Origin of the sequence: Cellulomonas massiliensis JC225 (assembly GCF_000312005.1) — a bacterium.
In the GTDB taxonomy this organism is placed as follows: domain Bacteria; phylum Actinomycetota; class Actinomycetes; order Actinomycetales; family Cellulomonadaceae; genus Cellulomonas; species Cellulomonas massiliensis.
In genome coordinates this window covers 39,673-51,702 of sequence record NZ_HE978588.1, presented here as the reverse complement: position 1 = coordinate 51,702, position 12,030 = coordinate 39,673, and the positions used below count along the sequence as shown (strand labels likewise).

Here is a 12,030-nt window from a genome sequence, read left to right as displayed (position 1 = left end):
GTCGGCGACTACCGCGCCGTCGAGCGGGAGCTCCCCGGGCTGGTGGCGTGGGCATGGCACGGGCGGACCGTCGTCGCGCCGCGGGCCACCGGCGCCGCCGGCGCGCTCCAGCGCCTGCTGCACGTCGTGTCGCCGATGACCGTCCACGGCGGCGTGCTCGCCGGGGACGACGTCGCCGTCGAGGCCTTCGGCCGCCACGCATGGCTCGTGCGCGGCCGGGCGCCGGAGCTGTCCGCCTCGCGGCTCCTCGTCCCCCTGGCCGGGCTCGACGCGGTCGAGCTGCAGCCGCACCCGCGGTACACGGCGGTCGTCTCGGCGACGCTCCGCGCGGGCGACGCCCTCAGCCGGCTGGACGTGCCCGAGGGCAGCGCGACCCATCGCCTGCTCACCGCAGCCGCCGGCTGACGTCTCGGTCAGCCAGCGGGCTCGAAGACGGCCGACCAGTCGTCGCCGTAGAGCGCGCGCACCTCGTCGAGCTCGACCGGACCCTCGTCGCGCGTCGCCGTGGCGACCCACCAGTCGGCGCCGGGCAGCCCCGCGGAGAGCCACGCGCGCGAGCCGGGCCGCTGCGGGCGGTACGACGGCCGTGGCCGTGCCACGACCTCACCGTGGCCGGGCTCCCAGAGCCGCACGGACCCGTCGTCCTCGCTGCCGAGCACGACGGCGTCGAACCACCGCCAGACGACGGCCTCCCGCCCGTCCGGAGCGGTCACGACCGCGACGAGGTGGCCGGGGGCGACGCGCTCGACGCGTGGCCTCGGGAACATCGGCGCGAAGGCGACGGCGCGGCTGCCCGCGCGACCGGACACCTCGACCGCCTCCTCCCCGACGCGGAGGACGAGACCGGTCCGGAGGCCGTGCCCGGCCGAGATCAGGGGGTCCACCCCTCCATCGTCCCCGACGCAGGAGGACGAGGAGTGCCCCAGCGGGAGTCACGACGCGGCGTCGAGCCTGTCGGGGACCGGGTCGGGCAGGGCGAGCGGCTGCCGGAGCGCCGCGACGAGCACGCCGACGACCGAGGCGACGGCGTCCGCCAGCACCCGGAAGGAGCCTGTCGTGGCGTCGTCGCGGAACGACTGCAGCGACCGGAGCGGTTCGACGTGGTACACGCCGGCGTCGGGGGTCGAGCGCTCGAACTCCCGCACGAGGTCGTGCAGATAGTCCTCCATCGTCCTGAAGGTCGAGGCGAGCGAGCCGGGCGTGCTCGTCCCGCCGTCGTCCCGCCACGTCTCGCGGCCGCGCCGCAGCCGGGCGTCAGGGACGAGCGGGGCGGTGCGCCGCAACCGCTCGAAGTCGAGCTGGAGCTCCACGATCCGCTCGGCGAACCGCCGGTAGCGGTGCTCGGAGATCTCGTCGGTCCCTGCGGCTCGGATGAGCCGGCGCTCGCGCTTGACGGCGTTGTAGGTCGCGATGGTCTCGTCGAGGACCGACCGCAGCACGACGTCCTCGCGGGCGTGCTCGTCCTTGAGGTCCTCCACCTGGCGACGCCAGGCCTCCCGTTGCTCCTCGAGCTTCTTGTCGGCGCGCTCGTCATGGCGGCGCTCGCGGTCGCGCTGCTGGGCGACCTCCTCGAGCAGCGTCTGCTGGCCGACGAAGAACGCGTACCCGACCAGCCCGCCGACGACGCCCACGGCGACGACGCCGACCGCCGCCTTGCCGATCTCGAACGCCAGGGTGTCGGGCCCGTAGCCGACCAGGGCCACGATGAGCACGACGACCACCGCCGCGACGGTCACGGCGACGAGCGCGATCCCGGCGGTGCGCCTCAGGGTCGTCAGGCGCGCGAGGGATCCCACCGCGGGGTCCACCGTGGTGACCGGCCGCCTCTGGCTGGACACCCTCCCAGCACACACCCGGCCCGCGTCCTCTGGCAACGGTTGGCGGTGGGCCGCAGGCGAGCGATCGTGTGCCCCGAACGGCGAAGGCCGCCCCGCGCGACGCGGGACGGCCTGTGACGTGCGCCCGATAGGATTCGAACCTACGACCTTCTGCTCCGGAGGCAGACGCTCTATCCACTGAGCTACGGGCGCATGCGCCCGGCCCGGGGCCGAACGCGCACCGGCGAGACTACCAGCCGTTCAGAGGTCGGCGACCAGCGCGCTCAGGTAGTGCGAGGTCTCCTCGACGGCCCTGGCCTCGTCCCCGGCGACGATCGCCTGCACCAGCCCGTCGTGGGCGTCGGCGGCGTGCGTGTCGGTGACGAAGTTGAACCGGATGTTCTCGCCGATGGCCTCGATGAGGTTGTCGTACAGCGACGTCAGCACGGGGTTGCCGGCCGTCCGGACGATCGCCCGGTGCAGCGCGAGGTCCGAGTCCACCATGTCGTCGACGACGCCCGAGCGGTACGCCTCCTCGCGGCGCTCGCGCAGGTCGACGAGCGCCGAGGCGTCGGTCGCGGACCGGCGGCGCGCGGCCAGCCGGGCGGCCTCGATCTCGAGCGCGCGGCGCACCTCGACGACGTCCCGCCGGCGCGCGTCGGCGATGTGGCGGCCCATCGTGACGGCGCCCTCGGACGTCGACAGCACGTACGTGCCCGAGCCCTGGCGGCGCTCCAGCAGCCCCGCGTGGACGAGCGACTGCACGGCCTCGCGGACCGTGTTGCGGCCGACGCCGAGCAGGTCGGAGAGCGCGGGCTCGGGCGGGATGCGGGACCCGACGGGCCACTCGCCCGCCGAGATCCGGGCGGTGAGCTTCTCGACGGCGGCGTCGATCAGTCCGGTGCGACGGCTCATCCGGACAGCGTGGAGTGTCGGATCGGGTCGGGCATGGGGTGCAGTCAACCTCAGGGCGGGGGTGGTGGGAAGCCCCCGGATCGGGTGTCGGCGCGCAGTCGTCCCACGACCTGCGAGGATCGTGGGGTGCAGCTCCAGCCCTGGCGAGGACGTCTCGTCGTCCTCCTCGGGATCGTGCTCGCCGCCCTCAACCTGCGCATCGCGGTGGCCTCGGTGTCGCCGATCCTCGGCCTCGTGCGCGAGGACGTCGCGCTCTCGGCCGCGCAGGTCGGGCTGCTGGGGACGATCCCCGTCGCGTCCTTCGCGCTGTTCGGCTCCCTCGCCACGCCGCTCGCCCGGCGCATCGGGCTCGAGCCCGCGATCGTCGTCGCGATGGCCGTCTCCGCGACCGGGGAGGCCCTGCGGGCGACCGCCGGCTCGGCGCCGGCGTTCCTCGGCTGGTCGGTCGCCGCGCTCGCGGGCCTCGGCATGGGCAACGTGCTCCTGCCGCCGCTCGTCAAGCGGTACTTCCCGGACCGGATCGGCGCCGTGACGGCCGCCTACTCCGTCGCGCTGCCGATCAGCACGGCCCTGCCCCCGCTCGTCGCCGTCCCGCTGGCGCAGTCCGCGGGGTGGCGCGTCGCCGTCGGGGTGTGGGCGGTGCTCGGGGTGGTCGCGGTCGTGCCGTGGCTCGTCGTCATCGTCCGCTCGGCGCACGCCCGCGCGCGCCTGCGGAACCTGCTGCGCCGCGCCCCCGCGTCGGACGCCCCCGACGTGCTGGGCGCGCGGCCCGTCGACCCGCGCCTCGTGTGGCGGTCCCCGCACGCGTGGGCGCTCGCGGTGATGTTCGGCATGAACGCGCTCGGGACGTACGCGACGTTCGCCTGGCTCCCGGAGCTGCTCGTGGCGGACGGCTACCCGGCCGACGTGGGCGGCCGCTGGCTCGCGCTGTTCGCGATCCTCGGCCTGCCCGCGTCGTTCGTCCTGCCGGTGCTCGCGCAGCGCGTGCGCAACCCGTTCTGGGTCGTGTTCGGGTTCTGCGTCGTGTGGGCGGGCGGCTACCTCGGCCTCATCCTGTCGCCGGACGCCGGCCTGCCGGTGTGGATGGTGCTGCTCGGCATCGGGCCCGGCTCGTTCCCGCTCTTCCTCGCCCTCATCGGGCTGCGCTCGGCGGACGCGTCCGTCGCCGTCACGCTCTCGGGCATGGTGCAGGGCGTCGGGTACGCGCTCGCGGGCCTGGGGCCGATCGGCGTCGGCCTCGTCGTCGAGCGGACGGGGTCCTGGGACCTCGCGCTCTGGCTCCTGCTCGCGACGCTCGTCGTGCTCGTCGCCGCGGCCTGGCGCGCGTGCCGTCCGGGCGTGATCGGCGCGCGTCCGGCCCCGGAAGCAGGTTCGCAGGCGGCCGATCCGGTCGCCTAGCCTGTGCTCGTGACCCCCAGCCAGCTCGCCGACGCCCTGCGCGCCGCTCTCGTCCAGGCCGTCGACGACGGCACGTTCGCCCTCGCCGCCGACCAGGTCCCGGCGACGGTGCACCTGGAGCGTCCGCGGCAGCGCGAGCACGGCGACTGGGCGACGAACGTGGCGCTGCAGCTGGCCAAGAAGGCCGGCACGAACCCCCGCGCGTTCGCCGAGGAGCTCGCGCGTCGCCTCGCCGCCACGCCCGGCGTCGCCACCGTCGAGGTGGCCGGTCCCGGGTTCCTCAACATCCGGCTCGACGCGGCCGCGGCGGGCGAGCTCGCCCGCTCGGTCGTCGAGGCGGGCGAGGCCTACGGCCGCGGGGACGCGCAGGCGGGGGAGCGGGTCAACCTCGAGTTCGTCTCCGCGAACCCGACCGGTCCGCTGCACATCGGCGGCGTGCGGTGGGCGGCGGTCGGCGACGCGATGGCGCGCGTGCTGCAGGCGGCCGGCGCGGACGTGGCCCGCGAGTACTACGTCAACGACCACGGCGCCCAGATCGACCGGTTCGCCGAGTCCCTGCTCGCCGCGGCGACGGGTCGCCCGACGCCCGAGAACGGGTACGGCGGCTCGTACGTGGCCGAGATCGCGCAGGCCGTCGTCGCGGACGCGCTCGCGGCGGGCGACGCCGACCCGCGCGAGCTGCCCGAGGCCGAGGCCGTCGAGGCGTTCCGCGCGCGCGGCGTCACGCTGATGCTCGCCGAGGTCGAGCAGTCGCTCGAGGACTTCGGGGTGCACTTCGACCTGTACTTCCACGAGGACTCGCTGCACGAGTCGGGCGCGGTCGAGCGCGCGATCGCGCGGATGCGCGCGAACGGGCACGTCTACGAGCAGGACGGCGCGACGTGGCTGCGCTCGACGACGTTCGGCGACGACAAGGACCGCGTCGTCATCAAGGCCGACGGCGAGGCCGCCTACATCGCGGGCGACATCGCCTACTACGTCGACAAGCGCGAGCGCGGGTTCGACAAGGTCGTCATGCTGCTGGGCGCCGACCACCACGGCTACATCGGCCGCATGCGGGCGATCGCGGCGGCGTTCGGCGACGACCCCGACGTGCACCTCGAGATCGTCATCGGGCAGCTCGTCAACCTCGTCAAGGACGGCAAGCCGTTCCGGATGTCGAAGCGCGCCGGGACGATCGTGACGATCGACGACCTCGTCGAGGCGATCGGCGTCGACGCGGCGCGCTACGCGCTGACCCGGTCCTCGGCGGAGTCGCCGATCGACCTCGACCTGGACCTGCTCGTCAAGGCCTCGAACGACAACCCGGTCTACTACGTCCAGTACGCGCACGCCCGGACGGTCAACGTCGGCCGCAACGCCGCGGCGGCGGGCGTCCGCAAGGAGGACGGCTTCGACGCCGGCCTGCTCGACCACGAGACGGAGACGGTGCTGCTCGGCAAGATCGCCGAGCTGCCGCGCGTCGTCGCCCAGGCGGCCGAGCTGCGCGAGCCGCACCGCGTCGCGCGCTACCTCGAGGACCTCGCCGGGTCGTACCACAAGTGGTACGACCAGCGCCGGGTCACGCCGTTCGGCGACGAGGAGGTCACGGACGTGCACCGCACGCGCCTGTGGCTCAACGACGCGACGCGTCAGGTGATCGCCAACGGCCTCGGGCTGCTCGGCGTGAGCGCGCCGGAGCGGATGTGACGACGAGCATCCCGGGCGAGCCCTGGTCGACCGGCGTCACGCGCGACGCGTCCGGCGAGGCCGTCGTCGCCGGGGTGCCGGTCTCGCGGCTGGCGGCCGAGCACGGCACGCCCGCGTACGTCCTGGACGAGGCCGACGTGCGCACGCGCGCCCGGGCCTACCGCCGGGCGTTCGAGACCGCGTTCGCCGAGGTCGGCGCCGGCGTCGACGTGTACTACGCGGGCAAGGCGTTCCTGTCGGTGGCCGTCGCGCGCTGGGTGCACGAGGAGGGCCTGCGCGTCGACACGGCGAGCGGCGGGGAGCTGGCCGTCGCGCTGCGGGCCGGCGTGCCCGGCGCGCACCTCGGGCTGCACGGCAACAACAAGTCCGACGACGAGATCGCGGCGGCGCTCGAGGCCGGCGTCGGCCGCATCATCGTCGACTCCCTCGCCGAGGTCGACCGCGTCGCGGCCGCCGCGGCCGCCCGCGGCGTCGTCGCCCCGGTGATGGTGCGCGTGACGACGGGCGTGCACGCCGGCGGGCACGAGTACATCTCCACGGCGCACGAGGACCAGAAGTTCGGCCTGTCGGTCCACGGCCGCGAGGGCGAGGACAGCCCCGCGACGACGGCGCTGCTCGCGGTGCTCGCGCGACCCGAGCTGCACCTGCTCGGCATCCACTCCCACATCGGCTCGCAGATCCTGGACGCCTCGGGGTTCGCCGTCGCCGCCCGCGCCGTCCTCGACCTGCGCGCCCACCTGGCCGCGCGCACGGGCGTCCTGGTCGAGGAGGTGGACATCGGCGGCGGGTACGGGATCGCGTACCTCCCGGGCGAGGTCGCGCTCGACCCCGCGCGGGTCGCCAAGGACATCAGCGTCGCGCTCGCGGACGCCTCGGTGGACCTCAGCACGCCGCTGCCGCGGTTCTCGATCGAGCCGGGCCGCGCGATCGTGGGGCCGGCCGGGCTCACGCTCTACCGCGTCGGCACGGTCAAGCCCGTGCAGCTCTCGGACGGCCGGGTGCGCACGTACGTCTCCGTGGACGGCGGCATGAGCGACAACATCCGGCCCGCGCTGTACGGCGCGCAGTACCACGCGGAGGTCGTCGGCCGGCTGTCCGAGGCCGAGCCCGTGCTGGCGCGCGTCGTCGGCAAGCACTGCGAGAGCGGTGACATCGTCGTGCACGAGGTGCTGCTGCCCGCCGACGTGCGCGAGGGCGACCTGCTCGCGGTCGCCGCGACCGGCGCCTACGGCCGCTCGATGGCCTCGAACTACAACCTGCTGACGCGGCCGCCGGTCGTGGCCGTCACCGACGGCGCCTCGCGCGTGCTCGTCCGGCGCGAGACGGTCGACGACCTGCTGGCCCTCGACGCCGACGCCTGAGCGCCCGGCCGGCCGCTACGCGGCGACGTGCTCCGCGGCGAGGTCGGCGAACATCGCGCGGTTGAGGCGGAACGCGAGGCGGGCCTCCTCGACGACCGCGCCGCGCTCGCCGTCGTCGAGAGGGAGCGCGTCGAGGCGCTCGCGGTAGACGTCCTTGAACGGCTTGAGCCGGTGGATCTGCGGGAAGTTGTAGAAGGACGCGCCGGCGCCCGTCAGCCCGTACCCGCGCTCGACGAGGCGCTTGAGCACCTGCCCGCCCGACAGGTCGCCGAGGTACCGGGTGTAGGCGTGCGCGGCGTAGCGAGGCAGGTCGTCGACCTCCCGGAGGCGGGCGGCGTACGCCTGCGTCGCGGGCAGCACCCGCGTGCGCTCCCGCCAGGCGCCGCCCAGGAGGTGCTCGAGGTCCGCCTCGATCGCGGGCACCCGCACGAGCTCGTCGAAGACGAGGTCCCCGTCCGCGCCCCGGTCGCGCAGCCGCGCGCCGGCGGCCTCCAGCGCGACGTAGACGGCGTGCTGCTGCGCCGCCAGGTCGGCGTACCCGGCGAGGGCCAGGCGCCCGGCGACGAGCGCCTCGACGAACGGCGACCGCTCCGCGGCGTCGTGCTCGCTGCGCGTGCCGTCGCGCAGCGCGGCCGAGAGGGGAACCGCCTGCCCGGCGGTCGCGGTGGTCTCGGTCGCGGGGGCGCTCATGGGTCTCCAGCCGGGCGGCGACCGCGCCCGAGCCCGGACGCGGTCGTGACAGTCTGTCAGATCGTGCTGTCAGATCGTGCTGTCGGATCCTGCTGCGGGGTCCGCCCGCCGCCCGCGTGGACAGCCGCGGGGCCTGCGCCCCGGCGCCCCTATCCTGGCCCCGTCAGCCCCCAGCCCCGGAGGTGTCCCGTGCCCGACTCGTTGCGTGTCGCCCTGCTCGGCTGCGGGGTGGTCGGGACGCAGGTCGCCCGCCTCCTCACGGAGCAGGCCGACGAGCTGCGCCAGCGCGTCGGGGCCCGGCTCGATCTCGTCGGGGTGGCCGTGCGCCGCCTCGACGCGCCGCGCGAGGGCGTCGACGCGTCCCTGCTGACGACGGACGCCGAGGAGCTCGTCACGCGCGCCGACGTCGTGGTCGAGGTGATGGGCGGCATCGAGCCCGCCCGTGGCCTGCTGCTGCGGGCGATCGAGCACGGCGCCAGCGTCGTCACCGCGAACAAGGCGCTCCTGGCCGCGGACGGCCCGAGCATCTACGCCGCGGCCGACGAGCGCGGCGTGGACGTGTACTTCGAGGCGGCCGTCGCCGGCGCGATCCCCATCGTCCGGCCGGTGCGCGAGTCGCTCGCGGGCGACCACGTGCAGCGCGTCCTCGGCATCGTCAACGGCACGACGAACTACGTGCTCGACAAGATGGCGTCCGAGGGGCTCGACCTCGAGCAGGCGGTCAAGGAGGCGCAGGCGCTCGGCTACGCCGAGGCGGACCCGACGGCCGACGTCGAGGGCTACGACGCCGCCGCGAAGGCCGCGATCCTCGCGAGCCTGGCGTTCCACACCCGCGTCTCGATCGACGACGTCGCCCGCGAGGGCATCACGGGCGTCACGGCCGACGACGTGCGCTGGGCCGAGAGCACCGGGCACGTCGTCAAGCTGCTCGCGATCGCCGAGCGCAACGACAACGACGGCTCGCCGGGCGTGCAGGTGCGGGTGCACCCCGCGCTCGTCCCCGCCGACCACCCGCTCGCCGGCGTGCGGGGCGCGTACAACGCCGTGTTCGTCGAGGCGGAGGCCGCCGGCCAGCTCATGTTCTACGGCCGCGGCGCGGGCGGGGCGCCCACGGCCTCGGCCGTGCTCGGCGACGTCGTCTCCGCCGCGCGGCACCGGGTGCTCGGCGGGCGCGGGCCGGTGGAGTCGTCGTACGCGGACCTGCCCGTCCTGGCGCCCGAGGCCGCGGTCACCCGGTTCCAGATCCGTCTCGAGGTCGTGGACCGCCCCGGCGTGCTCGCGCAGGTCGCGACGACCCTCGCCCGCCACGCCGTGTCCATCGAGGCGGTGCGCCAGGTCTCGACGGTGGACGACCCGGCCAGCACCGCGCACCTGCTCATCACCACGCACGTCGCGACCGAGGGTGCGCTCCGGGCGACCGTCGCGGCGGTCTCCGAGCTCGACGTCGTCAAGGACGTCGTGTCCGTCCTGCGAGTCGAAGGATCCTGATGGCCCACCAGTGGCGCGGCGTGATCGCCGAGTACGCCGACCGTCTGCCCGAGCACGTCCGCACCCACGTCGTGACCCTGGGGGAGGGCGGCACGCCGCTCGTGCCGGCGCCCGTCCTGTCCGAGCGCACCGGCGCCGAGGTCTACGTCAAGGTCGAGGGCATGAACCCGACCGGGTCGTTCAAGGACCGCGGCATGACGACGGCGATCTCGGCGGCCGCGGCGAACGGCGCGCAGGCCGTCGTGTGCGCGTCGACCGGCAACACGTCGGCGTCGGCGGCGGCCTACGCGACCCGCGCGGGCATGGTGTGCGCGGTGCTCGTCCCGGACGGCAAGATCGCGATGGGCAAGCTCAGCCAGGCGATCGCGCACGGCGCGCGCCTGCTGCAGGTCGACGGCAACTTCGACGACTGCCTCGTCGCCGCCCGCAAGCTCGCGGAGGCGTACCCGGTGGAGCTGGTGAACTCCGTCAACCCCGACCGCATCGAGGGCCAGAAGACCGCCGCGTTCGAGATCGTCGACGCGCTGGGCGACGCCCCCGACGTGCACGTGCTGCCGGTCGGCAACGCCGGCAACATCACGGCCTACTGGAAGGGCTACCGCGAGTACGCGGGCCTCGACGCGGGCGCCGCGCACACCGCCGTCGCGACGCGCACCCCGGCGATGTGGGGCTTCCAGGCGGCCGGCGCCGCGCCGATCGTGGCGGGCCACCCGATCGACGAGCCCGAGACGATCGCGACGGCCATCCGCATCGGCAACCCGGCGTCGTGGACGCAGGCGGAGGAGGCCCGCGACGTGTCGGGCGGCCTCATCGAGGCGGTCACGGACGAGCAGATCCTCGCCGCGCACCGCGTGCTCTCGGCCGAGGTGGGCGTGTTCGTCGAGCCGGCGTCGGCGTCGGGCGTCGCGGGCCTGCTCCTGCTCGCCGAGCAGGGGCGGGTCCCCGCCGGCGCGCGGATCGTCGTCACGGTCACGGGTCACGGCCTCAAGGACCCGCAGTGGGCGCTGCGCGGCCCGGACGGCGGCGACGTCGTCCCGGTGCGCGTCTCGGCGGACGTCGTCTCCATCGCGACCGCGCTCGGCCTGGACTGACCGCGATGCGGCTCCGGTCGGACCGCGTGCGGGTGCGCGTCCCCGCCACGAGCGCCAACCTCGGGCCGGGCTTCGACGCGCTCGGGCTCGCGCTGGCGCTGCACGACGAGCTCGAGGTCCGCGCGCTCGGCTCGGCGCAGGTGGTCGTGGAGGTCACCGGCGAGGGGGAGGGCGCGGTCCCCGACGACGAGCAGCACCTCGTCGTCCAGGCGCTGCGCGTCGGCCTGGACCACGTGGGCGCGCCGCAGACCGGCGTGCACCTGGTGTGCCGCAACCGCATCCCGCACGGCCGTGGGCTCGGGTCGTCGGCGGCCGCCGTCGTCGCGGGCCTCGCTGCCGCGCGCGGGCTCATCGCGGAGCCTGAGGCGCTCGACGACGCCACGCTCCTGCGCCTGGCGACCGCGATGGAGGGCCACCCCGACAACGCCGCGCCGGCGGTCCTCGGCGGGGCCACCGTCGCGTGGACGGACGGCGACGACGCGCGCGCCGTCCCGCTCGCGGTGCACCCGGACCTCGCACCGGTGGCGGTCGTCCCCGCGACGCACCTGTCGACGAAGGCCGCGCGGGGCGTGCTCCCGCAGGCGGTGCCGCACCGGGACGCCGCCCAGCAGGCCGGACGCGCCGCGCTGCTCGTCGAGGCGCTGGGACGCCGTCCCGACCTCCTCCTCGACGCGACCGTCGACCGCCTGCACCAGGAGTACCGGCGGCCCGTCATGCGCGACTCGCTCGCGCTGGTCGACGCCCTGCGGGCGCGGGGCGTCGCCGCGGTCGTCTCCGGCGCCGGCCCGACGGTCCTCGCGCTCGCCCGGCGGCTGCCCGGCGCGCCGGGTGACGCGACCGGCGCCCGGACGGACGCCGACGAGGCGGTGGCCGAGGTGTTCGGGGGCGTCATGGGCGGCTGGCGCGTGCTCCCGCTCGCGGTCGACCACGACGGCGTCCGGACCACCACCGGCTGACGACCCCGCGGGGGCGGGTCGGGTGAATTCCGCCCGGCCGCCGGCCCACGGGGCGCGGACCACCGGAAACGGCGGTCGGGCCCCGTCGCGGTGGTACGATCGGCCCGTTCCCCGGACAAACTTCTTCCGGGTTCCGCGCCGTCCACCGGCCGGGTCCGCAGCGAGACGACGACCCGGGAACGAGCTCAGCCCACGCGACGTGACGTCATCGACGTCGTCGTACCCGCGTGAGGCTCCACGACCGCCTCGCAATCAGCGACGAGGCGAGGCCGCAGCCCGCTCGACGGGCCGGCCATCGACGAGGGGGAAGGGTCCTTCGTGACAGACACCATCGACACCGCCGCACGCGGCGGGTCCGGCTCGATCTCTGCGCTGCGCCTCCCGGAGCTGCAGGCGCTCGCCGGGGAGCTCGGCGTCAAGGGCACGTCGAAGATGCGCAAGGGCGACCTGGTGCAGGCGATCACCGCCGCCCGGGGTGGTTCGCGCCCGCGCACGCTCGAGGAGCGCCCGGCGCAGGCCGTCGCGGTCGCGGACGCGGAGGCGCCGGCGCGACGCCGCGCGACCCGTCCCGCGGGCGACGCCCCGCAGACCGACGTCCCGCCCGCCGCGCGGGCCCGCGCGGACG

General features: G+C 75.5%; 12 protein-coding genes and 1 tRNA gene. 8 read left to right on the top strand and 5 right to left on the bottom strand.

Annotated features, from left to right (window positions below; all coding sequences use genetic code 11):
• Window positions 1-405 (top strand): hypothetical protein (locus tag HGCM_RS00275; RefSeq protein ID WP_026075144.1); only part of this gene is annotated, 405 nt, incomplete at its 5' end.
• A gap of 8 nt (window positions 406-413) precedes the next feature.
• On the opposite strand, the gene HGCM_RS00270 is transcribed toward HGCM_RS00275, so the two are convergent.
• From HGCM_RS00270 to HGCM_RS00255, 4 genes are all read right to left on the bottom strand, one after another.
• The gene (locus HGCM_RS00270; protein ID WP_019134897.1) at window positions 414-884 is read right to left on the bottom strand and encodes a hypothetical protein; all 471 of its coding nucleotides are present in this window, start codon (window positions 882-884) and stop codon (window positions 414-416) included.
• A gap of 48 nt (window positions 885-932) precedes the next feature.
• Entirely contained in the window at window positions 933-1,838 is a 906-nt protein-coding gene (locus HGCM_RS00265; RefSeq protein WP_161604954.1) for a hypothetical protein, read from the bottom strand.
• A gap of 119 nt (window positions 1,839-1,957) precedes the next feature.
• Window positions 1,958-2,030, bottom strand: a tRNA-Arg gene (locus tag HGCM_RS00260).
• A 48-nt stretch (window positions 2,031-2,078) separates the two neighbouring features.
• Complete coding sequence (locus HGCM_RS00255; RefSeq protein ID WP_019134895.1) at window positions 2,079-2,732, bottom strand: FadR/GntR family transcriptional regulator; 654 nt, start codon at window positions 2,730-2,732, stop codon at window positions 2,079-2,081.
• A gap of 126 nt (window positions 2,733-2,858) precedes the next feature.
• On the opposite strand from HGCM_RS00255, the gene HGCM_RS00250 reads away from it, so the two are divergent.
• The 3 genes from HGCM_RS00250 to lysA are packed head-to-tail and all read left to right on the top strand — an operon-like array spanning window position 2,859 to window position 7,180.
• Window positions 2,859-4,130 carry an MFS transporter gene (locus HGCM_RS00250; protein WP_019134894.1) on the top strand — a complete coding sequence of 424 codons (1,272 nt, stop codon included), beginning with the start codon at window positions 2,859-2,861 and terminating at the stop codon, window positions 4,128-4,130.
• 9 nt (window positions 4,131-4,139) lie between these two features.
• Complete coding sequence (gene argS, locus HGCM_RS00245; RefSeq protein ID WP_026075143.1) at window positions 4,140-5,819, top strand: arginine--tRNA ligase; 1,680 nt, start codon at window positions 4,140-4,142, stop codon at window positions 5,817-5,819.
• Complete coding sequence (gene lysA, locus HGCM_RS00240) at window positions 5,816-7,180, top strand: diaminopimelate decarboxylase (RefSeq protein ID WP_019134892.1); 1,365 nt, start codon at window positions 5,816-5,818, stop codon at window positions 7,178-7,180. The genes argS and lysA overlap by 4 nt, the downstream gene beginning before the upstream one ends.
• Before the next feature lie 15 nt (window positions 7,181-7,195).
• Here the strand turns inward: lysA and HGCM_RS00235 are convergent, their stop codons facing one another.
• Complete coding sequence (locus HGCM_RS00235; protein WP_019134891.1) at window positions 7,196-7,870, bottom strand: biliverdin-producing heme oxygenase; 675 nt, start codon at window positions 7,868-7,870, stop codon at window positions 7,196-7,198.
• 189 nt (window positions 7,871-8,059) lie between these two features.
• On the opposite strand from HGCM_RS00235, the gene HGCM_RS00230 reads away from it, so the two are divergent.
• The 4 genes from HGCM_RS00230 to HGCM_RS16190 form a co-directional block, all read left to right on the top strand.
• A complete protein-coding gene (locus tag HGCM_RS00230; protein WP_019134890.1) occupies window positions 8,060-9,358 on the top strand; it encodes a homoserine dehydrogenase in 1,299 nt (432 codons plus the stop codon).
• Window positions 9,358-10,449 carry a threonine synthase gene (gene thrC / locus HGCM_RS00225; protein ID WP_019134889.1) on the top strand — a complete coding sequence of 364 codons (1,092 nt, stop codon included), beginning with the start codon at window positions 9,358-9,360 and terminating at the stop codon, window positions 10,447-10,449. The genes HGCM_RS00230 and thrC overlap by 1 nt, the downstream gene beginning before the upstream one ends.
• A gap of 5 nt (window positions 10,450-10,454) precedes the next feature.
• Window positions 10,455-11,405 (top strand): homoserine kinase, encoded by a 951-nt coding sequence (gene thrB / locus HGCM_RS00220; protein ID WP_019134888.1) that lies wholly within the window; start codon window positions 10,455-10,457, stop codon window positions 11,403-11,405.
• A 318-nt stretch (window positions 11,406-11,723) separates the two neighbouring features.
• A partial coding sequence (locus tag HGCM_RS16190; RefSeq protein WP_040398896.1) for a Rho termination factor N-terminal domain-containing protein occupies window positions 11,724-12,030 on the top strand: 307 nt, incomplete at its 3' end.